Annotated in this window: 22 protein-coding genes and 2 tRNA genes; 21 read left to right on the top strand and 3 right to left on the bottom strand. The window is 44.4% G+C overall.

The window, feature by feature from the left end; all coding sequences use genetic code 11:
- Window positions 1–137 precede the first annotated feature (137 nt).
- The 3 genes from P402_RS0112220 to P402_RS0112210 form a co-directional block, all read right to left on the bottom strand.
- Entirely contained in the window at window positions 138–707 is a 570-nt protein-coding gene (locus P402_RS0112220) for a 5' nucleotidase, NT5C type (protein WP_081776653.1), read from the bottom strand.
- Between the two features lie 106 nt (window positions 708–813).
- Window positions 814–1917: a flavodoxin-dependent (E)-4-hydroxy-3-methylbut-2-enyl-diphosphate synthase gene (ispG, locus tag P402_RS0112215; RefSeq protein WP_026828954.1), complete on the bottom strand. Its 1104-nt coding sequence runs from the start codon at window positions 1915–1917 to the stop codon at window positions 814–816.
- Window positions 1918–2108: 191 nt separating this feature from the next.
- Entirely contained in the window at window positions 2109–2582 is a 474-nt protein-coding gene (locus P402_RS0112210) for a hypothetical protein (protein WP_235188876.1), read from the bottom strand.
- A gap of 220 nt (window positions 2583–2802) precedes the next feature.
- Here P402_RS0112210 and P402_RS0112205 point away from each other — a divergent pair, with 220 nt between their 5' ends.
- The 21 genes from P402_RS0112205 to P402_RS0112105 all read left to right on the top strand — a co-directional run bounded on the left by P402_RS0112205 (window position 2803) and on the right by P402_RS0112105 (window position 22901).
- Window positions 2803–4443, top strand: coding sequence for a Na/Pi cotransporter family protein (locus P402_RS0112205; RefSeq protein ID WP_026828952.1), 1641 nt, complete (start codon window positions 2803–2805; stop codon window positions 4441–4443).
- Window positions 4444–4562: 119 nt separating this feature from the next.
- Window positions 4563–4636: transfer RNA gene (locus P402_RS0112200), tRNA-Met, on the top strand.
- An 11-nt stretch (window positions 4637–4647) separates the two neighbouring features.
- A tRNA-Ile gene (locus P402_RS0112195) sits at window positions 4648–4721 on the top strand.
- 130 nt (window positions 4722–4851) lie between these two features.
- The gene (locus tag P402_RS0112190) at window positions 4852–6312 is read left to right on the top strand and encodes an alpha-amylase (protein WP_026828951.1); all 1461 of its coding nucleotides are present in this window, start codon (window positions 4852–4854) and stop codon (window positions 6310–6312) included.
- Between the two features lie 93 nt (window positions 6313–6405).
- Complete coding sequence (locus P402_RS0112185) at window positions 6406–7014, top strand: superoxide dismutase (RefSeq protein WP_026828950.1); 609 nt, start codon at window positions 6406–6408, stop codon at window positions 7012–7014.
- A gap of 138 nt (window positions 7015–7152) precedes the next feature.
- Window positions 7153–9225 carry a peptidoglycan D,D-transpeptidase FtsI family protein gene (locus tag P402_RS0112180; protein ID WP_026828949.1) on the top strand — a complete coding sequence of 691 codons (2073 nt, stop codon included), beginning with the start codon at window positions 7153–7155 and terminating at the stop codon, window positions 9223–9225.
- A 225-nt stretch (window positions 9226–9450) separates the two neighbouring features.
- The gene (locus P402_RS0112175; protein ID WP_026828948.1) at window positions 9451–10395 is read left to right on the top strand and encodes a PstS family phosphate ABC transporter substrate-binding protein; all 945 of its coding nucleotides are present in this window, start codon (window positions 9451–9453) and stop codon (window positions 10393–10395) included.
- Window positions 10396–10490: 95 nt separating this feature from the next.
- The gene (gene pstC, locus P402_RS0112170) at window positions 10491–11432 is read left to right on the top strand and encodes a phosphate ABC transporter permease subunit PstC (protein WP_026828947.1); all 942 of its coding nucleotides are present in this window, start codon (window positions 10491–10493) and stop codon (window positions 11430–11432) included.
- Between the two features lies 1 nt (window position 11433).
- Window positions 11434–12342 (top strand): phosphate ABC transporter permease PstA, encoded by a 909-nt coding sequence (gene pstA, locus P402_RS0112165; protein WP_026828946.1) that lies wholly within the window; start codon window positions 11434–11436, stop codon window positions 12340–12342.
- A 100-nt stretch (window positions 12343–12442) separates the two neighbouring features.
- Entirely contained in the window at window positions 12443–13219 is a 777-nt protein-coding gene (gene pstB, locus P402_RS0112160) for a phosphate ABC transporter ATP-binding protein PstB (protein ID WP_051525195.1), read from the top strand.
- Between the two features lie 17 nt (window positions 13220–13236).
- Window positions 13237–13899, top strand: a complete 663-nt coding sequence (gene phoU / locus P402_RS0112155) for a phosphate signaling complex protein PhoU (protein WP_026828944.1) — start codon at window positions 13237–13239, stop codon at window positions 13897–13899.
- Window positions 13900–14007: 108 nt separating this feature from the next.
- Window positions 14008–14745 carry a DUF4912 domain-containing protein gene (locus P402_RS0112150; RefSeq protein ID WP_026828943.1) on the top strand — a complete coding sequence of 246 codons (738 nt, stop codon included), beginning with the start codon at window positions 14008–14010 and terminating at the stop codon, window positions 14743–14745.
- 39 nt (window positions 14746–14784) lie between these two features.
- A complete protein-coding gene (locus P402_RS0112145; RefSeq protein ID WP_026828942.1) occupies window positions 14785–16968 on the top strand; it encodes a 1,4-alpha-glucan branching protein domain-containing protein in 2184 nt (727 codons plus the stop codon).
- 104 nt (window positions 16969–17072) lie between these two features.
- The gene (rpmG, locus tag P402_RS0112140; RefSeq protein WP_012369771.1) at window positions 17073–17222 is read left to right on the top strand and encodes a 50S ribosomal protein L33; all 150 of its coding nucleotides are present in this window, start codon (window positions 17073–17075) and stop codon (window positions 17220–17222) included.
- Between the two features lie 61 nt (window positions 17223–17283).
- Window positions 17284–17832 carry a 5-formyltetrahydrofolate cyclo-ligase gene (locus P402_RS0112135; RefSeq protein WP_026828941.1) on the top strand — a complete coding sequence of 183 codons (549 nt, stop codon included), beginning with the start codon at window positions 17284–17286 and terminating at the stop codon, window positions 17830–17832.
- The gene (locus tag P402_RS0112130) at window positions 17823–18602 is read left to right on the top strand and encodes a DUF92 domain-containing protein (RefSeq protein ID WP_026828940.1); all 780 of its coding nucleotides are present in this window, start codon (window positions 17823–17825) and stop codon (window positions 18600–18602) included. The genes P402_RS0112135 and P402_RS0112130 overlap by 10 nt, the downstream gene beginning before the upstream one ends.
- Before the next feature lie 168 nt (window positions 18603–18770).
- Complete coding sequence (locus P402_RS0112125) at window positions 18771–19724, top strand: L-lactate dehydrogenase (protein ID WP_026828939.1); 954 nt, start codon at window positions 18771–18773, stop codon at window positions 19722–19724.
- A gap of 215 nt (window positions 19725–19939) precedes the next feature.
- Complete coding sequence (locus P402_RS0112120) at window positions 19940–20449, top strand: GNAT family N-acetyltransferase (protein WP_026828938.1); 510 nt, start codon at window positions 19940–19942, stop codon at window positions 20447–20449.
- Window positions 20450–20648: 199 nt separating this feature from the next.
- Entirely contained in the window at window positions 20649–21686 is a 1038-nt protein-coding gene (locus P402_RS0112115; RefSeq protein ID WP_026828937.1) for a M42 family metallopeptidase, read from the top strand.
- Window positions 21670–21867 (top strand): YqgQ family protein, encoded by a 198-nt coding sequence (locus tag P402_RS0112110; RefSeq protein ID WP_012369777.1) that lies wholly within the window; start codon window positions 21670–21672, stop codon window positions 21865–21867. Before P402_RS0112115 ends, P402_RS0112110 begins: the two co-directional genes overlap by 17 nt.
- Window positions 21868–21944: 77 nt before the next feature.
- Window positions 21945–22901 carry an ROK family glucokinase gene (locus tag P402_RS0112105; RefSeq protein WP_026828936.1) on the top strand — a complete coding sequence of 319 codons (957 nt, stop codon included), beginning with the start codon at window positions 21945–21947 and terminating at the stop codon, window positions 22899–22901.
- The last annotated feature ends 70 nt before the right edge of the window (window positions 22902–22971 follow it).

Genomic DNA, 22971 nt, shown 5'->3' with positions numbered 1-22971 from the left:
AAGATATTAAGGGTCGATAGCATAAAAAAATCCTTTCATGTTTAGCGCTATGTATAAAATGAGATAATTTGGAATCTGCCACCATTGTACGATATTTGAACTACAACATACAGAAAAAACAGCCAATAAAGGCTGTTTTAGCGAATTGGAGCAAACTTATGAATTTGTTGAACGGCCTCATTCCAAGACGAGACACGGACGATATTTTCAGGGACGGGACGACGATTATAAGGAGCATCAAACAAAATAACGGGAATCGACGTATCTTCCGCAATTTGAATCGCATTTTCAAGTCGGTCCTCCATGAAGAGATCGAGTGACAAATCACGCACGACTTGTACTTTATCATGTGAGCCGGTCATGATTAACGAATCAAGTGGCAACTCGTGCTGTTTGATCCATTCTTCGGTTACGGGGCGGACAATTTCCGACCGTGCCGTCACATAGTGAAGATCATACTGTTTACGTAACGCCCATAGATGTTGTTTGACGAGTTCTTGTGGGATGGATTCACGATAGATGCCAAGTTCATGACCTGATTTGACCATGAATTCCCAAAACTCGATTTGCTCCATATCCGTATAGGTATGAAGTTCGTATTCAGAGGCCATCTCAAAATCAATCGATGTCCCGAGGTATTTATTCATATAGTTAAAGCACGAAGAAGGATGAGTGATTGTTCCATCAATATCAATTCCGATTTTCACTTACATCACCAACATTCTATAAATTTTCTGCCACTAGTATAACACAATCGAAAAGCGGAGACGAAAAAAAGAGCCACTCTAGGAAGAGGGCTCTTTTGACTTAAGCTTAGTTTGTTTTTGCGGCTTCTTTTTCCGCTTCTTTTTCGAGAACGATCGCATCGATTTCTTTTTTCAATTCTTCGACCATCGTTGCTTCTGGAACTTTTCGGATGATTTCTCCGTGACGGAACAATAATCCTTCGTTACGCGCGCCGGCAATTCCGATATCGGCTTCGCGTGCTTCCCCAGGACCGTTGACGGCACAACCGAGAACGGCAACTTTGATGTTGACTTGAATTTTATCGATATAGTCTTCGATTTCTGCAGCAATTGCCATTAAGTCGATTTCAATCCGTCCGCATGTTGGGCAAGAAATCAACGTTGCAGCGTTTGCAGCAAGACCAAATGATTTCAAGACTTCTTTTGCGACTTTGACTTCTTCAACCGGATCGGCAGAAAGGGAGACACGGACTGTGTTACCGATACCACGTGATAGAATCGCACCGAGACCGGCAGCTGATTTTAATGAACCTGTCCGTAAAGGACCCGATTCCGTGATTCCAACGTGCAGCGGGTAATCAAATGATTCAGAAGCGAGCTGATACGCTTCAAGCGCCAATTGAACGTCAGATGCTTTCAAGGAAACGATGATATCGTGGAAATCAAGATCCTCGAGAATCTTAATGTGGTGCAAAGCACTTTCGACCATCCCGCGAGCTGTCGGATAACCGTATTTCTCAAGAATGTGTTTCTCGAGCGAACCGGCATTGACGCCAATCCGGATCGGAATGTTTTTCGCTTTTGCTGCCGTAACGACCGCTTCGACTTTCTCGCGGCGTCCGATGTTACCCGGGTTGATTCGGATTTTATCGACACCCGCTTCGATCGCCATGAGAGCAAGTTTATAGTTGAAATGAATATCTACGACAAGCGGGATATTGATCCGGCTTTTGATTTCAGCAAGTGCGAGCGCATCACGTTCTTCCGGACAAGCAACGCGGACGATTTGGCATCCTGCTTCTTCTAGACGTAAAATTTCAGCGACAGTCGCTTCGACGTCGTGTGTTTTTGTTGTCGTCATACTTTGAATGATGACTTCATTACTTCCACCAATGACAAGGTCCCCAACACGAACGGGACGAGTCTTAGAGCGATGGACCATTTTCGGCATATCGAAAATCTCCTTTTGTGGCATAACGCCAGATTGTTTATGACTACTTGTACTATCATATCGAACTATTCCCTAAAAATCGAGAAACAAGAACGAAAATTGAACATTTACAATTGTTTAACACGAATGGTGGAAAGTCAATCCGTCGCCGGGCGGACGCTTTTTTCTTAAATCCAGTGATTCATCTGATTTCAAGAAGACGGACGGGACGATTTTTTCTTTTTTCGAACAAGCAGAAGTGGTGTCAGCGAATAAACGAGATGGCCGATGATAATGAATGCAGCTCCTAAAGTCGGATATCCGAATTGGTAAAGGAAAACTCCAATCGGGAAAGTCCAGATGTTTGCAGCGACAGTATAAGGAAACACTTGGCGATACGCCCAGGGTCTTGGCAAAATCCACTGAATGAACCAGCGATTTAGATAAGAGAAAAATAACAGGTATAACAAAATGGCGATTGCAATGAAGATGAAATGCAGGATGAACCAAATGATGAACGGAATCGATTGCTGAAGAAAAATACTATCGATGATTGTTGACCACAGGGAAATCCATGCTAATCCACGAAAATAAAGGGATACATCGGCAAGGCGGGTCTTTAAAAATCCTCGGTTTGGAATTAGGGTAGTTTGTAAGTAATTAATCAGTTGACTTAAAAAATGCAATTAAATCACTCTTTCTTCTGTTTTATAACAAGATTTAATTTGATGAAAAACCTTTTATTCAAAGGGTTAATCTGTATCGGTACAGATTAATAAAACCTTAACAATCGAATGTCTGAAAAACTATTTACAAGTTCACTAGACCTTTACATAATAGGGGAGGTTGAAATAATGAATTCTTAAGAACAAATCAATTCCACTTTGTATATGAGGAGATGACAAGATGAACTATGATTTACAGGAAATGATTTTCACCTTTATCGGTGGACTGGGTATTTTCCTATTCGGTATTAAGTATATGGGAGATGGTCTTCAAAAAACAGCGGGAGACCGTCTGCGGTACATTTTAGATAAATATACCTCCAACCCGTTTCTCGGGATTTTGGCTGGTATTGTCGTCACGGTCTTGATCCAGTCGTCATCCGGAACAACCGTCATTGTCGTCGGTTTAGTGAGTGCGGGCTTGATGAATTTACGTCAAGCCATTGGTGTCGTCATGGGGGCGAACATTGGAACGACAATCACTGCTTTTATCATCGGCTTTAACGTGAAGGAAGCGGCACTCCCTGCGATTGCAATCGGAGCATTCTTGATTTTCTTCTTCAATAAAGAAAGGATTCAATACATTGGCCAAATCTTCTTTGGATTTGGAGCTCTCTTTTATGGATTGACATTAATGGGTGACGGAATGGCACCTCTTGAATCGAGTGAATGGTTCCGTGATTTGACGGTCTCGATGTCAGATAGTCCGTTGCTCGGTGTGTTCGTCGGAACAGTCTTTACTATATTGGTTCAGTCATCCTCTGCGACAATCGGTATTCTGCAGGAATTATACGATGGTGGAATGATTGATATTAAAGCCGCATTACCGGTCTTGTTTGGGGATAACATCGGAACAACGATCACTGCAGTACTGGCAGCACTCGGTGCTTCAATCGCTGCAAAACGTACAGCGGCGGCACACGTGATCTTCAATATTGTCGGAACGATTTTATTCTTGATTGCCTTACCGCTGTTCTCAAGTTTTATCACGTGGATTACAGGAGCGCTTAATCTTGAACCAAAAATGCAGATTGCCTTTGCCCACGGAACATTTAACGTCGTCAATACGTTGATTCAGTGCTGGTTCATCGCGCAAATTGCTTGGCTCGTCCAAAAAGTCGTACCGGGAACGGATACGACCGTCGATTCAAAACCGCGGCACCTCGATCAAAACATCTTGAATCAGTCATCGTCACTTGCTTTAAGTCAGGCGAAACTGGAAGTCTTGCGAATGGGAGAATTCTCAAAAGACGCACTCGGGAAAGCACATCGTTATACACAATCGCATGATAAAAAAGATGTCTCGGATGCAGGTCAAATCGAGTATGCCATCAATCATCTGAACACAGAAGTGACCAGTTATCTTGTTAAAGTTGCAGCACATGACTTGTCCGAACGGGAATCAAACGGTCACTCACTTCTCATGCATGCGGTCAACGATTTTGAACGAATTGGTGACCATGTCGAAAACGTCATCGAACTGGTTGATTTCCAAATCGTCAATCGGATTACATTTACTGAGAAGGCGAAAAAAGAACTGGATGAAATGTACATCTTGACCCAAAAAATCGTTGGGACAGCCATTAAAGCCGTTGAAACGGACGATGTTTCGCTGGCGCGTCAAGTACTTGAACTGGAAGGGAAGCTCGATTCACTCGAACGATCATTCCGGAAACATCATGTCTTACGGGTCAACGCAGGCGAATGTACAGGTCAAGCCGGCATGATTTTTGTAGATTTGCTGTCGAATTTAGAACGGATTGGTGACCATGCCGTCAATATTACGGATTTAGTACTCGAACAACGTTCTGGAACAGCGTGAACAAAATCATGAAAGAAGAGGAATTTCTGAATAGAAATTCCTTTTTGCTTTTTTAAGATAATTTATTGACATTTTAGATTGGTTTTAGTAATCTAATGTTAGTCGTTTTTAAACATCATGGCGGTGTAGCTCAGCTGGCTAGAGCGTACGGTTCATACCCGTGAGGTCGTGGGTTCGACTCCCTCCGCCGCTACTATTACTTAAGGACCCTTAGCTCAGCTGGTTAGAGCTGACGGCTCATAACCGTCCGGTCGCAGGTTCGAGTCCTGCAGGGTCCATTGTATAAACGTACACTCTTTTTTTAGGGTGTGCGTTTATTTTTGGTTGCTTGGGGAATATTAAAGATATTGTAATAATGTTCATACAATAATATTCATACTATGGCAATTTAAGGGAGAGCGAAGAGAGATGGAACGTAACCATACAATGATGCAGTTTTTTGAGTGGCATGTAGAGAATGATGGGAAGCATTGGCAGCGCTTAAAAGAGAGAGCGCCGGAACTGCGTGCTGCAGGCATCACATCTGTTTGGATTCCGCCCGCTTCAAAGGGACAATCAGATGAAGATACAGGGTATGGCATTTACGATGTCTATGATTTAGGAGAGTTTGACCAAAAAGGAACGGTCCGCACGAAGTACGGAACAAAAGACGAGCTGATCGAAGCCATTCAAGTCGCACATGAAAATGATATCGCGATTTATGCCGATGTCGTCATGAACCATAAGGCAGCGGCAGATGAACTTGAGACAATTAAAGTTGTTGAAGTCCATCCGGAAGACCGTTCGCAAGAAATTTCAGAAGAATTTGAAATCGATGCTTGGACGAAATTTACGTTCCCAGGTCGAAACGGTAAGTACTCAGATTTCATTTGGACACATGAATTCTTCAACGGAACAGATTTTGATGCACGGGAAGAAAAAACGGGTGTCTTTAAGATCTCCGGAAAAAATAAAGATTGGAACGATCAAGTAGACAATGAATTCGGAAACTATGACTATTTGATGTTCGCCAACATCGATTACAACCACCCAGAAGTGCGTGAAGAGATGATTAACTGGGGAAATTGGTTTAAAGAGACAATCAACTGCCAAGGTTTCCGTTTGGATGCCATCAAACATATCAACTACGAATTCGTCAATGAGTTCGCCAAATCGATGATTGGAGACAATCCGGACGGTTTCTATATGGTCGGTGAGTTCTGGAAATCGGATTTGGATGATTGCCGCCAATTCTTAGACAGCGTTGATTATACAATTGATTTGTTTGATGTGCCGCTTCACTATAAATTCCACGAAGCATCGCAACAAGGACAGGACTTTGATTTAACGACGTTGTTTGCTGATACACTTGTTGAATCCCACCCGACGAATGCCGTGACGTTTGTTGATAATCATGATTCCCAACCGGGCGAATCGCTTGAGTCATGGATTGATGACTGGTTCAAACAGCATGCATATGCTTCTGTTTTATTACGCAAAGATGGTTATCCATGTGTCTTCTACGGAGACTACTATGGTGTCCAAGGACCACATCCGGTAGAAGGTAAAAAAGAGATGATCGATGCCTTGTTGTATACGCGTTATCATAAAGCATACGGCGAACAGGAAGATTATCTGGATGATGCGCATTGTGTCGGCTGGGTCCGTCGTGGTGTGGAAGAATTCCCGAACTCGGGATGTGCGGTCCTGCTTTCGAACGCTGACATGTGCGAAAAGCGGATGTTCGTTGGCGAAACGCGTGCCGGAGAAGAATGGTTCGATTATACGAACCACCAGGAAGAACCGGTTGTAATTGATGAAGAAGGATTCGGAGTCTTCCCAGTTCCAGGCGGCGGTGTCTCTGTATTTGCCCCGCGTGACGAACAGTAATTTCTGAGGGTCATTGCTTGCGCCTGACCAACTATTTTTGCTAGTCTTAAAGAGTACTGAAATTCCGAAAATAGGATAAAGGGGGACATGAAAATGTCAAAATTTGAATTACCAGAACTCGGCTACGCTTATGATGCGCTAGAGCCACATATCGATGCTCGTACGATGGAGATTCACCACTCAAAACACCACAATACGTATGTCACGAACGTCAATGCAGCACTTGAAGGGTCAGAGCACGAAGGAAAATCACTTGAAGAATTACTTCAAAACCTCGATTCACTTCCTGCAAACATTCAAACAGCTGTCCGTAACAACGGTGGCGGTCATTGGAACCACTCGTTTTTCTGGAAACTCTTGAAAAAGAACGATGGTGCAACACCAACTGGTGAACTTTCTTCGGCAATCGACGAGTCATTTGGTTCGTTTGATGCTTTCAAAGATGAGTTTGCAAAAGCAGCTACAACACGTTTTGGTTCAGGTTGGGCATGGCTCATCGTTGACGGTGGCAAATTAGCAGTCGTTTCAACACCAAACCAAGATACGCCAGTCATGGAAGGCAAAACGCCGATTCTTGGACTTGACGTTTGGGAACATGCGTATTATCTTAACTATCAAAACCGTCGCCCTGATTACATCAACGCGTTCTTTAACGTCGTTGACTGGGATCACGTGGCAAAACTTTACGCTGACGCAAAATAATTGTTATATCCAAACATCGATTTCCATTTCGGGAATCGATGTTTTTTTAATGCGGAAAATGATGGGATAGGTTGTTATGGAAAGTTTCCTTCTATATAATGAAACAAGATGACTTTTTGAACGATAGGGGAGTACGCCATGGCGAAACGAATCACGGTGAAGGGAAAACGGCGGAATCATCTGCCGCTTCGCCTTAACTTAATGTTTTTTGTAGTATTTTTATTGTTTGCGATTTTAATTTTTCGCTTAGGTGTTGTCCAAATTGTAAATGGTGAAAAGATTTCACGGGAAGTTCAAAAAACGGAAATGATTGCTTCGAAATACGAAGTTCCTCGTGGTAAGATTTATGACCGGGACGGAAGGCTTTTAGTTGATACGATCTCGAAATACTCGATTGTCTATCGTCGTTCCCAAAATACGAAAGTCGACGAACGGATTGAAATCGCTTCGCGTCTTGCAGCAATCATCAATCTTCCGAAAAACGATTGGAAAGTAACGGAACGTGACATGAAAGATTACTGGGTAGCCGTTAACAGTGAAGAATCGGATCGCCGGTATAAAGAAGCAGTAGCAAAACGTTATCCGGATGCGGAAGAACAAAATAAATTATCGATTTCGGAGCAGGATCAAATCCGTCTCGATACGATTACGAAAAAAGATATCGACTTTGATGATAAGACGATGGAAATCATCGCCATCAAACACAACATGGAAGTCGGTTATGCCCTTGATCCGCAGCTCGTTAAATTAGGAGCGAATGCTAAAGAAATGGCGATTATCGATGAGAACCTTGAAGATCTAAAAGGAGTATCGGTTGAGCCGTTTTATGAACGCTCATATCCATATGAAGGAACGTTACGAAATATCTTCGGGAAGTACTCGAAAATTCCGGCAGAACAACAAGCGGAATTCAAGGCAAAAGGATACAGCCTGAACGACCGGGTCGGAACATCATTCCTCGAGCAACAGTATGAAGATCTGTTACGTGGAAAACCGGCTTACGATGTGTATGAAACGTTTAACGGTGAACCGGTCGGTGAACCGAATCGTGAAGAAGGCGAATCCGGGAAAGATCTCGTCCTGACGGTTGATGCGGAATACAATAAACAAGTCGATCAAATTCTACAACAGGCGATCAGAATGGGTCGCGGCATGGGAAGCGGTTATCTGAAAGAAGGATATGCCGTTGTCATGAATCCGAAAACCGGTGAGATTTTGGCCATGTCTGGTCAAAAGCTCGATACGGCAACGAATAAATTCAGTGATGTTGCGATCAATAACGTGTTGACTTCCCTGCAAATCGGTTCGACGATTAAAGGGGCAACGGTCGCAATGGGACTTCAAGAAGGCGTCATCCGTCAAAACGAAGTCATCAATGATGCGCCGATTACAATCGGTGGGACGAAAAAAGGATCGTACGTCAATATGGGACCGATTACGGACTTAACGGCACTCGAACGTTCGTCAAACGTCTACATGTTTAACATCGCGATGCGGATGGCAAACTATCCGACTAACGGTGTCGCTGGTGCGAGCGTCGATGCGGCAGCGGCCATCATGCAGAACTATTACAGTCAGTTTGGTCTCGGTGTGACAACGGGAATCGATCTTCCGTATGAAGCAAAAGGGGTACAAGGGACGCCGGACCGCGTCACGCTCCTAATGGACCGAGTAATTGGTCAATACGATGCCTTTACACCACTCCAAGTTGCGCAGTACGTTTCGACACTGGCAAATGGCGGGTACCGTGTACAGCCACACTTCTTAAAAGAAGTCTTAGCATCGAATTCAATTGAAGACGGAACGAAGCAAGTCGATTACAGTTTTAAAACGAACTATTTAAACCGGATCGAAGTCAGTCAAGCGAATATTGATCATGTCCGTGAAGGATTCCACCGTGTTGTCAAAGGGGAACGCGGGACAGCGAAAATCATTGCCCAAACCGGCATCGATGCGGCGGCGAAAACCGGAACGGCTCAGGTCAGCGTCTACGGCGAAGACGGAATTGCACTTCGGGATGGAAGTGGACAACCGGTTCGCTCGTTGAACTCGAACTTAGTCGGCTGGGCGCCATACGACAATCCAGAGATGGCATGGGCCGTGTTCCTTCCATATATGGAGCAGGAAACCGTCAACTCGAAAATTGGTCATGATTTAGTGAAGGCATACTTTAATGTGAAAGATGTTCCATGGCAAACTAAGCCAAATTAACTAGTGAAGCGAAGATGAGGAAACTCATCTTCGCTTTTTTTTGTATGGATTGACCTGTTTTTCTAATGAAGTTGAGTTTGTAAACGCAGAAACACACGCCTTTACAATTCTTTTACGTTGGATTCATTTTGGTTTAATAGTTCATCGGTAGTATAAGTCTTGTAAGGAAAACGGATATAAAGTCGTAGCGTTACCAGCGACATACTTCGAGGAGGAAAATTAATCATGTCTTGGATGAAAAAAACAGCTCTTATCACAACGGTAGCGTCAATCGCAGTAGTCGGTGCGGCATGCGGAAATGACAAAGGCGGCTCTTCAAGTTCTTCAGATCTTTCAGGAAAGATCGCAATTGATGGATCTTCAACAGTCTTCCCAATCATGGAAGCAGTCGGTGAAGAGTATTCAATCGAACAACCAGACGTCGATGTCACGGTCGGAGTATCAGGTACAGGCGGCGGATTCAAACGTTTTGTTGTTGGTGAAACAGACCTTTCAAATGCATCACGTGAAATTAAAGAAGAAGAAGCAGCGGAAGCTGAAAAAAATAGTGTGGAATATACGAAATTAGCGCTTGCTTACGACGGATTAACAGTCGCAATCAGCAAAGAGAACACATGGGTCAAAGAAATGACACTCGACCAGTTAGAAAAAATTTGGTTAGACCCGAATGTGAAGACATGGAAAGACGTGGATGCTTCTTATCCAGCAGAACCAATCAAATTCTTCAGCCCGGGTAAAGATTCCGGAACATTTGATTTCTTCTCAGAAAAAGTTCTTGAGAAAAAAGATATGCGTAAAGATGTTCAACTTTCAGAAGATGATAACGTCCTCGTTAAAGGGGTCGAAGGAACAAAAGGTGCGATTGGTTACTTCGGTTATGCCTACTACGCGGAAAACAAAGATAAGTTAAAAGAAGTACCGCTTGCAGCTGAAGGAAAAGACGCAGTTGATCCGACACCGGAAACAATCAAAGATCTTTCTTATCCACTTTCACGTGAGATCTACACGTACGTCAACAACAAATCATTAAAAGACAAAAAACAAGTGGCGGACTTCGTTAAATTCACAAATGAAAATGCAGGTGACTTATCGGAAGAAGTCGGTTATATCAAAATGCCGCAAGATCGTTACGATGAAAATACAAAAGCCATCGAAGATGCAATGAAATAACCATCATTACACAAGGACGGCCCGAAAAAAGGGGGATTTCCCTTTTTTGGGGTCCCGTTCTTATGTAGGTATGATGAAGTAGGGAGCGAAGAAGGGTGAATCAATCATCAAACAAATCGGTTCGTGAGCTGATCCAAAAGAACCGACAACAAAAATTCAGTATGAAAAACATCATGGAACGTTTTATGCCGATCGTACTATTTCTCTGTGCGTTCGTTTCAGTCGTTACGACCATCGGCATCATTCTCACGTTAGTTATTGAAACAGAACACTTCTTTGAAGTCGTCTCGTTCAAAGAATTCTTCGGCAGTACAAGCTGGTACCCGCTGAACTCTCAACCGGAGTATGGAATTTGGCCGCTTGTCGTCGGAACCCTTGAAATTACCGTGATTGCGATGCTAGTTGCCGTGCCGATCGGACTCACTTCTGCGATTTACTTAAGTGAGTATGCATCAGAACGCGCCCGTCGTGTTCTCAAACCGATTCTTGAAGTATTAGCAGGCGTTCCGACCATCGTTTTCGGATTTTTCGCCTTAACGTTTGTTACACCGTTACTTGTTAAATTAATTCCGGGTCTTGCGATTTATAATGCGTTAAGTCCGGGGATTGTTGTCGGAATCATGATTATTCCGATGATTGCCTCGATTTCAGAGGATGCGATGAGCTCAGTTCCGAAAAAAATTCGGGACGGCGCATTGGCACTGGGTTCAACACGTCTTGAAGTAGCTTTAAAAGTGGTTGTCCCGGCTGCACTTTCAGGAATCATCGCTTCCATCGTTCTTGGTATGTCACGCGCAATCGGTGAAACAATGATCGTGACGATTGCCGGGGGATCAAACCCGACGGCTGCAGTTAATCCGTTGGAGCCGGTTCAGACGATGACGGCTTATATCGTTCAGGTTGCCCTTGGTGACGCAGGATATGGAACGATTGAATATTACAGTATCTACGCTGTCGGTACGTTGTTGTTCGTCTTTACTCTTTTGATGAACTTACTCGCGAACTGGATCACGCGTCGTTTCAGAGAGGAGTATTAAGATGGCCTTACCAGAAAAACAACCTGTACAAAAAAAGTTTATTGATCCTGTTGCTGTGAAAAAATCAATCAGCCAACGCCTTGTCGTCAATAATGTCACGAAAGTCGTTTTCCTGATTGGATTGTTATTTGGTTTAGTTGTGCTTGGTATTCTTCTCTTTGGTGTCATTCGTGACGGAGCTGCCTGGTTATCACTCGATTTCCTGCAAAATTCACCGTCCCGTCGACCGGCAAATGCGGGTGTATACCCAGCGTTAATGGGATCAATCTTCCTGATGCTTTTGATTATTCCGATGATCTTCATCCTGGGTGTCGGAGCGGCGATTTATTTAGAGGAATACGCTAAAAAAAGTCGGATGACGTCTTTCATTGAAGTCAATATCTCAAACTTAGCGGGTGTTCCGTCAATCGTTTTCGGATTACTCGGACTCACATTTTTTGTCCGTAACATGGGCTTCGGCTCAACATTGATTGCAGGAGCTTTAACGCTTGCTCTGATGAGTTTGCCGGTTGTCATCGTGTCATCGCAAGAAGCGATTCGTGCGGTGCCGCAAGCAATGCGTCATGCATCGCTTGCACTGGGTGCTTCGAAATGGCAGACGACATTCAAAGTTGTCTTACCCGCATCCCTTCCAGGGGTCATCACAGGAATCATCCTTGCCGTTTCACGGGCAATTGGAGAGACAGCACCGCTCATCATGGTCGGAGCAGCCATCTTCATCGCACGGGCGCCGGAAGGGATTTTCTCAGAGTTTACGGCCTTACCGATTCAAATCTACAACTGGACAAGCCGTCCGCAAGCTGACTTCCAAGGTCTTGCGGCAGCCGGAATCATCGTCCTGATGGTCATCCTCTTAACGATGAACTCACTTGCGATTTGGATTCGAAACCGTTTTTCAAAACGATACTAATCAACTAGATATAACGAATTACGTTCTGAATCACTAAGGAGGAACACAGATGATGGATACGAAGCTGACGACGAAACCAGCCAAAGAAGGGGCAAAAACAATGAATCAACCAGTAGCTGCGCGACAAAGTGTATACCGTGTAAATGATTTGAATCTATGGTACGGCGATGATCATGCCTTAAAAGATGTAAATCTTGATATCAAACAAAATGAAGTGACGGCCATCATCGGACCGTCAGGATGCGGGAAATCGACATTCATCAAGACATTGAACCGAATGGTCGAACTCGTTCCGATCGTGCGGACGAATGGTGTCATTGAATACCATGGTCGCAATATTTTCGATAAGGATTATGAAGTCGAAGAATTACGCACATCGGTTGGAATGGTCTTTCAGCAACCAAACCCATTCCCAAAATCGATTTATGACAATATCGCTTATGGACCACGTGTTCATGGGGTTAAGAACAAAAAAATCTTGGATGAAATCGTTGAACGAAGCTTACGTGGAGCAGCGATTTGGGAAGAGGTCAAGGATCGTCTGAACGAAAACGCTTATGGACTATCAGGTGGACAACAACAACGTCTCTGTATCGCCCGTTGCCTGGCAATCGAGCCGGACGTCATCTTGATGGACGAACCGACATCAGCCCTCGACCCGATTTCGACGTTAAAAGTTGAAGAATTGGTACAGGAATTAAAAAAAGATTACTCAATCATCATCGTAACGCATAACATGCAACAAGCAGCACGTGTCTCTGATAAAACAGCTTTCTTCTTGAACGGTGAAGTCGTTGAATTTGACCAAACGGATCGAATTTTCTCAAATCCGAGTGACAAACGGACAGAAGACTATATCTCAGGACGATTCGGATAACGAGGAGGAACTTTTCAATGGCAGCAAATCGGACGATTTTTGGTGAAAACCTGGCAGTACTCGATCAAAAAGTATTTTTGTTAGCAAGGAAGACGATGCAACAGATTGCGACGACAGCGGAAGCACTCGAAAAGTATGACCGTGAGATTGCGCTTAAAGTCATCGAAAACGACAGTGAACTCGATGCACTGGAACTCGAAATCAACGATGATGCGATTTTACTGATTGCGAAACAACAGCCGGTTGCTACGGACTTACGTCGTTTGATCACAGCAATCAAGATTGCAACCGACCTTGAGCGGATTGCCGATTACGCGGGAAATATCTCGAAAGCCGTTTTACGTGTCGAAACGTTCCCTTACGTGATTGATATCTCGTTGTTAAAAGAAGCGTTCGAAACATTACTCGATATGACGGAAACGGCGATTGTCGCGTATCGAGATGGCGATATTGAAAAAGCAAAGGCATTATCGGATCTCGATAACATCATTGATGACACGACGTATAAAGCATTGCGCCAATATATGCGGCATATGTCCTTACAGCCGATTGTCGTTGATGAAATCATGCAATTCACAAATATTTGCCGTTATATCGAACGGATGGGAGACCATTTGACGAATGTCGGTGAGCATTTGATTTATTTAGAAAAAGGAAAACACTATGATTTGAATAGCTAAGTACAGTAGGCTAGAGGGAGATCCTCAGCCTACTTTTTTTTGTAAAGGATTTTGAAACAAGTTTGTAGAATAAGAAAGAAGTGAATAAAGAGAAAGAGGTGATAGGTAATGCTTGAGAAAATCATAAAATTAAAAGAACAAGGGCTGACCATTAAACAAATTGCAGAAAAAGTGGAATCGACAGAAGGTAAGGTGAAATATGCCTGGAGTAAATACCGGAAGTCACTAACGGAAAATAAAGCAGTTTCAACGGAAACGACTGCAGTCACTAAACCTAAAAAGAAGAAGGCGGGCGTAACCGTGAGTGCTTCGAAACAAAATGAAATCGTACCTGCGTTGACAGCAATTCCTTCATTGGAACGAGATGCGTTTGGAATGGCGACTCATTATGAAGACGACATCATCCATGCGATCGTCCAATCCCCGACATCTGTCTATGTCTATTGGGAATTGTCTGAATTGTCTCGAAAGATGCTTGAGACACACTACCACGCATCATTTGATTCATTCCGAAAAGAAATGCGGATCATTGATGTGACGTTACGCGATTATGAAAAAGGTGAAGCGAATCGTTCGTATCAATTTGAATTGCCGGAAATGACGAATACATGGTTTGTCCGTCCGTTGATGCCGAACACTACATACATCATCGAATGGGGTATTCAAACAATCGACGGAGATTTTCTTCCTGTCCTCCGTTCAAAACCAATCGAGACACCACGAGACGAGCCTGTCGTCGACGGACGTTTTGCAGAGGTCGTCGCTCATTGGCAATACGGAGAACTAGAGCAACCCGAATGGGTCGAGGTATTACGTCCGTACTCCTATTTTGATCGGGTTCGCTAAAGATAACAGATAGAAAGCAGAAGGAGAGGAAGAACAGACATGCGCAAAGGTTATTTTTCATTAGTTTTACATGCCCATTTACCATATATCCGACATCAGGAAGCCCATCGTCTAGAAGAGAGATGGATGTACGAAGCCATCTCCGAAACGTATATTCCGCTATTGTGGGAAATCGACCGTTTGGAGCGTCCGCTTGGTTGGACAATCAGTATCTCGCCACCTGTCATTGAGATGTTAGCAGACTCACTCATCCAAGATCGTTATGTGGAGCACCTGGAAGATACGTTACGATTGATTGAACAGGAGTTACAACGCGATTTGGTGAACGAAGAACGTGATGCCTTGCTCTTTTATAAAGAACGTTACCACGACTTAAAAGTGACATTTGAGCACTGGGGACGGAACTTAAACAGTGCCTTCCGTCATTATAAAGAACAAGGGTATCTTGAGTTGATGACGTGTACCGCTACCCACGGGTTCAGTCCGCACATGTTGTCGGAACAAGCAGCACGATCTGAAATCCAAACAGGATTAAACTGTTTCGAACGCCATTACGGCTATCGTCCGACCGGTCTTTGGATGCCGGAATGTGCCTATACGCCAGGACTTGATAAAATCATGTACGAAGAAGGAATCCGGTATACGTTCGTTGACGAACATTCCATCCTGAATGCTGATCCTGCTCCAAAACACGGGATTGGTGCACCTGTTTATTCGCCGCATGGTGTTGCCTTGTTCCCGCGTGATCAAATCATCTCGGGCCGGATTTGGAGTTCAGTCATCGGTTACCCGGGTCATCCGGATTACCGTGAGTTTTATCGCGACCTTGCATATGACCGCGAATGGGATCAAATTGCTGAATTCATGCATCCGGAAGGGCTTCGTTACGATACAGGCTTAAAACTTCACCGGGTGACGGGCGAGTCGGATCAAAAAGAATATTATGTCCGTGATTGGGCTTGGAAACGGACAGATGTCCATGCAACCGATTTTGCGGAAGCGCTGGCCAACCATTTAGATGAGCAGAGCGGACAAGATTTTCCGCCGTTTCTCGTCACGGCACCATTCGATGCTGAGTTATTTGGACATTGGTGGTTCGAAGGTCCGGACTTCCTCGGGAAAACGATGGAACGATTCGGAGATTACGGAATCGAGTCGATTTCTCCGGCGATGTTTTTAGAACGTCACTTCCAGGACATCGAGACCGTTCACGTTTCGATGGGAACATGGGGACGCAAAGGTTATGCCGATGTCTGGATCAATGAACGGAACGATTGGATGATCCGTCACCTGCATCAGCTTGAAAAACGATTGGCAGGCGTCGTTGCCCGTAATCGTCATCAGGATGAATTGACGGTGAAAGCCAAACGTCAGTTGATTCGCGAATATCTGCTGGCCGTCTCGAGTGACTGGCCGTTTATTCTTGATGGACAGACGACGGCACAGTATGCAGCGAACCGGTTCCGTGAACATATTAAACGATTTGAAGAAACGGAACGTCGTCTCGATGCACAAGAACTGACGCTTGATTGGCTAGAAGAGCGGTATGCAGAATATCCGTTCCTCGCTGATACAGATATTGAACCGGATGTCTTCCTGACTCCGCATGATTACTATGTAGCGGTTCAACGTGAGGCATCGTGGAACAGTGAAGCCATTTTACTTGTGACGACTCAATACGATGATCCAAACCGTCCAGTTGCGGAATATGCGAAACGATTAGCTGCATCTGGTGAAAATGTTTACGTCATCACATCAGGAACGGCTGGTTATCAGCAGCAAGACGGCGTTCATGTCTATCAGGTCGGGGTCAATGGTTTACCGCTCGTTCAGACGTATAATCAATTGGCCGGCTTAAATCTGGCAGTCTTGCGTCAAGCACAGGCATTGAACAAAATCGTCGAGTTCCGACTTGTTCATAATTTTAATATGGAGACGGCTTCAGCGGCCCAATCCTTTGCTGAAATGAACGGATTACCACTTGTGAGCAATGTGTATGACTTAGAAAGTGAACGTTCTCCATCGGGAACAGGTGGACTTGTCGTAGCGATTAAGCGACTCGAAGGAGAAGCATTACGTCATTCGGACGTCATTTATCTCGAGCGAGAAGAAGCAAGAAACGGGATTGAACATGATTATCATGTTGCAAAAGAACTGCGTGCATTCCAGGTGGACCTTGAAAATCCATACCAGCATGTAACGAATCCGAAAAAGAACGGATGAACAGTTGCAATTCACTTCCTTTCTTGGTACGATACTTGAGTATGCTTAACCTTATGTAAAGCAAAAACACTTGATACATCGAGAGCTAGATAGGAGGGAATCCCATGCGCGTTAAAATTACTTTGGCTTGCACTGAAACTGGTGACCGTACTTATATCACTAAGAAGAACAAGCGTAACAACCCAGAGCGTCTTGAGTTGAAGAAATACAACCCACGTCTCCGTAAGCACACACTTCACCGTGAAGTAAAATAATTGAGATGGAAGCCGTCACCTTGTGTGATGGCTTTTTTGTTGAATAAGGGGGCTTCGCAAGATGGGAAAACAGGAAATCCGGCAATTTATTACCGATCAGTTAAATCAGTTAGAACATCGTGAACAAAAAGAACAACAGATTTATGATCATCTGTTTGCATTACCGGAGTGGAAAAATGCTCAATCCATTGCCATCACACTTTCATTTCGGAACGAATGTGCGACAGAGCCGATTATTTTAAAAGCTTGGCAACTTGGGAAACAGGTTGTCATTCCGAAAGTCATTCAACAGGATATGCGATTTTTTGAATATTTACCGACCAGTCCATTGATAGAAACAAAGATGGGTATTCGGGAACCGGATGATCAGGCGAAAGAGCAATCTTTGAGTTCAGTTGATCTTTGTCTTGTTCCGGGAAGAGCTTTCACACGTCAAGGTTACCGTGTAGGATGGGGAGGCGGTTTTTATGATCGGGTATTAGCTGATTACCATGGGCATACCGTAGCGATTGCTTTTAACCGTCAGCTGGTCCCTGCTTTCGAAGTGGAACCATTCGATCAACCGGTCCAGCGAATCGTAACCGAGTCTGGGGTCGTTGTATGTCAGTAATCTACGGTATTCTATTTTGTTTTTTGCTCGGCTACATCGGATACCGGATGCGTTTGCTGACAATCAGCGGGAGTATCTGGACGGTTGTCGTCGGGGCACTTGTTCTTTCCGGCTTCGGTTACTCCGGACTTCTGATGTTGTTGCTCTTTTTTGGCAGTTCCAGTTTGTTGTCGAAACTTGGGAAACGTAGAAAACAGTCGGTGAATCAAATCGTCGAAAAAGACGGACCGCGTGACGGTTGGCAGGTTCTTGCGAACGGCGGTGTCGCAGCGGTGGCTTCCGTGGGATTCGTTTGGACAGAACAAACGTCTTTCCTCATTTTATTTTTGATTTTGCTCGCTGCGTCAAATGCCGACACATGGGCTTCTGAAATTGGTCCCTTGTCTAAAAAGGATCCCTTTCTCTTGACGGGACGTCGTGTACCGGCTGGAACGAGCGGCGCAATTTCAATACTCGGGACATCAGCGACGATCGTCGGGGCGCTGTTCATTGCGACAGCGGGGGATTTATTGTTCGATTTGTCGACGAACACTTGGCTGTTAGTGACGACAGGCGGCATCCTCGGGAGTTTGTTCGATACATTGTTCGGCGGGACGATCCAGCGGAAATTTCGATGTGTCGTTTGTCTTAAAGAAACGGAAAAACGTAGCCATCATAATCAACCGACCCTTTATGTAAAAGGGTGGAAATGGCTCGGGAATGACGGAGTGAACTTTTTATCGAGTATGTTAGCCGGAATGATTGGTTTTATTGTGCATCGAATGTGGTAAGTGGAAATGGAAGATGTCACTTTTCCTTATGTTAGGATATTATTGACACAAATTAGACAAGATGTGAACGGTTTCATGAACACTCATACTTTGTGAAAGATGTTACAATCTATTTGTGAGATATTTAACAAACTTTTAAATTACCTATCAGAAGGGTGGATATAAAGGATGGAATTACATGCGAAAGTGACACGTGTAGCGTTAATTGGTGCGGGGGCTGTCGGTTCAAGCTTTGCGTATCAGATGTCAACAGCGGGATTGTGTGAAGAATTGGTCATCATCGACGTCAATAAAGCCAAAGCAGAGGGAGAGGCGATGGATTTAAATCACGGGACACCGTTCAGTTCTTCCCCGATGCGTATCTGGGCAGGGGATTACGCAGACTGTAAAGATGCGGAAGTGATTGTCATCACGGCGGGCGCGCCACAAAAACCGGGTGAAACCCGACTCGATCTTGTCGCTAAAAATGCGTTGATCATGAAAGAAATGGTGCGTCAAATCATGGAATCCGGTTTTGACGGCATCATCGTCGTTGCCTCTAATCCGGTTGACATCATGGCCCATCTGGCATGGAAATATTCCGGTCTTCCAAAATCCCGTGTTTTTGGATCAGGTACGGTCCTTGATACGGCACGTTTACGCCAAATGCTCGGTGAATACTTCCATATCGATTCCCGTAACGCACATGCTTACATTCTAGGGGAGCACGGAGACACCGAATTTGCAGCCTGGAGCAATTCACGGATATATGGTAAAACGATCGATGAATTGTTAGCGGAAGATGATCGATACTCTCAAGCCGACCTTGATCAAATTTATATCAATGTCCGGGATGCAGCGTATCACATCATCGAACGAAAAGGTGCGACGTATTATGCGATTGGTCTTGGGCTTGTTCGAATCGTCCGGGCGATTCTTGGGAACGAGAACTGCTTATTGACGGTCGGGGCACATGTCGACGGACAATATGGAATGTCCGGTATCCACATCGGCGTACCCGCAATCATCAACCGGCAAGGTGTTCGGGAAATCATCGAAGTTTCTTTAACGGAAGAAGAACTCAAAAAATTTCATCATTCAGCAGAAGTATTGCGTCAAACAATGGAACCTGTCCTCCGTTAATTTTGAGTTGATAGCGTCCTCTTCGATTCTGGATGTGCTTAAAGCAAAAAGGTCACTCTTTTTTGGTAAGTCGAAAAGGAGTGATCTTTTTGCGTGGAAAAAATCTCGATTAAACTAGGTTTTATTTTACTAGAAAAAGGTTATGTAAAGGGTAGAAGAGTTTTTCATATCATATTGTCTAATAGGAAAAACGCATAAAGGGGAGAAAGACAGTCATGTATACATTTCGGAAGTTAACGAAAGAAGATGCAGAACAGTATTGGAGTCTTCGGCTGGAAGGATTAAAAAATCATCCAGATGCGTTTGGTCATTCGTTTGATGATGAACAACAAACACCAATTCAAGATGTTAAAGAAGGACTCGAAGGCGATCCGGACTCTGATGAAGTGTGGCTCGGAATATTTGACGGCGAAAAGTTATTTGGGTTTGGACAAGTCAAGCCGTACGAATTATCGCGCGAGTCGCATAAAGCGATGATTTCTGGTGTGTATGTGTCGCCGGATTACCGTGGCGGGACAGGTCGCGCCCTAATGGAAGCACTGATCGAAGAAGCAAAACAACTTCCGGATGTCGAACAAGTCATCCTGGCGGTGCTTTCCGGCAATGAGGCCGCCCAGAACCTTTATGAGTCACTAGGCTTTGAAGTATATGGCGAAGATCCGGATTCCGTTAAATTGGAAGACGGAACATATCGCGATGATATTTGGATGAAGAAATACGTCTAATGGATGATGGATTACCTCATCTGTGTTGTAGATTCGAATGCAAGAATTGACGTGTGAAAAGTCGTAGAATCAATGTAAATTGAATCTACGACTTTTTTTATTCGGCAGAAAGGCAATCGAAGCAGTGAATGATTACCCGGCTGTTCCATCTTTTGGTATCATATAGAGGAAAAAGCATTCGAAAAAAGGAGTGAAACAAATGCAGGCAGTTGTTCAGACGATTCGTGACTTAGTGGAGATTCCTAGTCCGACGGGATTTACCGTTCAAGCACTTACATATGTAGAAAACCGGTTTAAAGAAGAAGGGATTACGTATAAAAAATTAGAAAAAGGGGCTTTGCTTGCCATGTTGCCGGGTGAGTCGTCGCGGATTCGACTACTGACAGCACATGTCGACACGTTAGGAGCGATGGTCAAGGAAATCTTACCAACCGGTCGTCTCAGTTTATCGCAGCTTGGCGGCTATGCATGGACAGCAATCGAGGGAGAAAACTGTTTAGTCCATAAAATGGACGGACAAACCATTTCCGGAACCATTGTCTTTCATCATTCAAGTGTCCACACGTCGCGTGTGACGAATACGGAAGAACGGAGTGCGGCGAATATCGAGGTCCGACTCGACATTCGGTCAACGACGGCAGAAGAAACACGTGTTGCCGGAATTGAAGTAGGTGACGTCGTGACGTTTGATCCGCGGTTCGTTCATACGGAAACGGGATTCGTAAAATCACGTCACCTCGATGACAAAGCATCCGTTGCGTTATTGTTAGAGCTCGTCAAAAAATGGAAAACCCTCATGTTACCACATCCTGTTCATATCCTTATCTCCAATTATGAAGAAGTGGGCTTTGGAGGGAATGCCGGTTTTTCAGAAGAGGTTGCGGAATATATTGCAGTCGACATGGGAGCACTCGGAGAAGGGCAACATTCGGATGAGTATACGGTCTCGATTTGCGCAAAAGATGGTTCAGGTCCGTATGATCTTGCGTTGCGCCATCAGTTCACACGTTTAGCTCAACAGCATACGATTCCATACAAAGTGGATATCTATCCATATTACAGCTCGGATGCTTCAGCTGCCGTCCATGCCGGGCATGACGTCCGACACGGATTACTCGGTCCCGGGATTGAATCGAGTCATTCTTACGAACGGACACACGAGACATCACTTCAAGCCACATACGATTTACTCGATGCGTTTGTAAAGGAGCCGATGAACGATGAAAACACTTTATGATGTCCAGCAATTGCTCAAATCTTACGGAACGATTGTTTACCTCGGTGACCGGGAATCTGATATTGCGATGATGATGCTTGAACTGGATGAACTGGAGCAGGCAGGTGTACTGGAGAAAAAACAGTATGATTCTGCAAAAGTGATTTTAGCATACGAGTTACAGCAATCAAGAAAATCATGAAAAGTTTGTGCAACCCTTTGCACAAACAGATGAATCAGCTAAAATAAAAAGGAAGAATCTTTTATCATGAGGGAGCTATGACGATGAAGTGGTTACTGGGTGTAGATATCGGTGGAACGACGGTCAAGATGGCGATTCTAGATTTACAAGGAATTATCGTAGAAAAATGGGAAATCGAAACGGTCATCTTAAATGATGGTGCACAAATTCCGGGAGACATTGCCCGTTCTTTCTTTGAAAAATGTCAGCAAAGCAACAAACGAGTCGAAGACTTTGTCGGGGCTGGAATCGGTGCACCGGGATTCATCGACTTCAACACAGGTGTCGTCGAAAAAGCGGTCAATATCGGTTGGAACAATTTTGAACTCGTCGGAGAGTTTGAACGTTTAACAGGATTGCCGGCTGTAATTGAGAACGATGCGAATGCGGCAGCGATCGGTGAAATGTGGAAAGGTGCCGGAAGTGGAGCGACGGAACTGCTTGCCGTTACACTAGGTACAGGTGTTGGTGGTGGTTTGATCACAAATGGACAAATCGTTCACGGAACGGTCGGTATGGCCGGTGAAATCGGGCATATCACGATGTTGCCGGAAGGTGGCGTATTGTGTGGTTGTGGCCGTAAAGGTTGTTTGGAAACAATTGCTTCCGCAACCGGTGTCGCTCGTCTTGGTCTTGAAAAACGAAAAGGACAGGTTACTTCTCTGAACGACATCAAAGCTGTTACGGCAAAAGATGTGTTTGAAGCTTATTCGCAAGGGGACGCCGTGGCAACGCAAGTTGTGGAAGAAGTGACTTTCCATCTTGGACTTGCTATTTCGAACTTGGCGAACAGTTTTAATCCTGAAATTATCGTGATCGGTGGTGGTGTTTCAAAAGCGGGCGATGCGCTGATGGCTCCGTTAAAGGAGTCCTTTGAACGATTCGCTCTGCCACGGGTTTTCGGATCAACGACCTTCAAAATCGCGGAACTGGGTAACGATGCCGGCGTCATTGGTTGTGCTTGGCTAGCAAAACAAATGTTTTTAAAAAAATAAATAACAGAAGTTTTTAAAAAAGGTTCGAATTATCGAATCTTTTTTTTGTTTACAAACGTAATAAAAGTAT

It is taken from the genome of Exiguobacterium sibiricum 7-3 (assembly GCF_000620865.1).
Taxonomy (GTDB): Bacteria; Bacillota; Bacilli; order Exiguobacteriales; family Exiguobacteriaceae; genus Exiguobacterium_A; species Exiguobacterium_A sibiricum_A.
This window is presented reverse-complemented; position numbering and strand designations above follow the sequence as displayed.

What these genes read in the sequence shown, in the direction of transcription:
- ispG (WP_026828954.1), bottom strand. Translation starts at nt 1,917, where the DNA reads ATGCCGAAAATGGTCCATCGCTCTAAGACTCGTCCCGTTCGTGTTGGG.
- P402_RS0112205 (WP_026828952.1), top strand. Translation starts at nt 2,803, where the DNA reads ATGAACTATGATTTACAGGAAATGATTTTCACCTTTATCGGTGGACTG.
- P402_RS0112190 (WP_026828951.1), top strand. Translation starts at nt 4,852, where the DNA reads ATGGAACGTAACCATACAATGATGCAGTTTTTTGAGTGGCATGTAGAG.
- P402_RS0112185 (WP_026828950.1), top strand. Translation starts at nt 6,406, where the DNA reads ATGTCAAAATTTGAATTACCAGAACTCGGCTACGCTTATGATGCGCTA.
- P402_RS0112180 (WP_026828949.1), top strand. Translation starts at nt 7,153, where the DNA reads ATGGCGAAACGAATCACGGTGAAGGGAAAACGGCGGAATCATCTGCCG.
- P402_RS0112175 (WP_026828948.1), top strand. Translation starts at nt 9,451, where the DNA reads ATGTCTTGGATGAAAAAAACAGCTCTTATCACAACGGTAGCGTCAATC.
- pstA (WP_026828946.1), top strand. Translation starts at nt 11,434, where the DNA reads ATGGCCTTACCAGAAAAACAACCTGTACAAAAAAAGTTTATTGATCCT.
- pstB (WP_051525195.1), top strand. Translation starts at nt 12,443, where the DNA reads ATGAATCAACCAGTAGCTGCGCGACAAAGTGTATACCGTGTAAATGAT.
- phoU (WP_026828944.1), top strand. Translation starts at nt 13,237, where the DNA reads ATGGCAGCAAATCGGACGATTTTTGGTGAAAACCTGGCAGTACTCGAT.
- P402_RS0112150 (WP_026828943.1), top strand. Translation starts at nt 14,008, where the DNA reads ATGCTTGAGAAAATCATAAAATTAAAAGAACAAGGGCTGACCATTAAA.
- P402_RS0112145 (WP_026828942.1), top strand. Translation starts at nt 14,785, where the DNA reads ATGCGCAAAGGTTATTTTTCATTAGTTTTACATGCCCATTTACCATAT.
- rpmG (WP_012369771.1), top strand. Translation starts at nt 17,073, where the DNA reads ATGCGCGTTAAAATTACTTTGGCTTGCACTGAAACTGGTGACCGTACT.
- P402_RS0112135 (WP_026828941.1), top strand. Translation starts at nt 17,284, where the DNA reads ATGGGAAAACAGGAAATCCGGCAATTTATTACCGATCAGTTAAATCAG.
- P402_RS0112130 (WP_026828940.1), top strand. Translation starts at nt 17,823, where the DNA reads ATGTCAGTAATCTACGGTATTCTATTTTGTTTTTTGCTCGGCTACATC.
- P402_RS0112125 (WP_026828939.1), top strand. Translation starts at nt 18,771, where the DNA reads ATGGAATTACATGCGAAAGTGACACGTGTAGCGTTAATTGGTGCGGGG.
- P402_RS0112120 (WP_026828938.1), top strand. Translation starts at nt 19,940, where the DNA reads ATGTATACATTTCGGAAGTTAACGAAAGAAGATGCAGAACAGTATTGG.
- P402_RS0112115 (WP_026828937.1), top strand. Translation starts at nt 20,649, where the DNA reads ATGCAGGCAGTTGTTCAGACGATTCGTGACTTAGTGGAGATTCCTAGT.
- P402_RS0112110 (WP_012369777.1), top strand. Translation starts at nt 21,670, where the DNA reads ATGAAAACACTTTATGATGTCCAGCAATTGCTCAAATCTTACGGAACG.
- P402_RS0112105 (WP_026828936.1), top strand. Translation starts at nt 21,945, where the DNA reads ATGACGATGAAGTGGTTACTGGGTGTAGATATCGGTGGAACGACGGTC.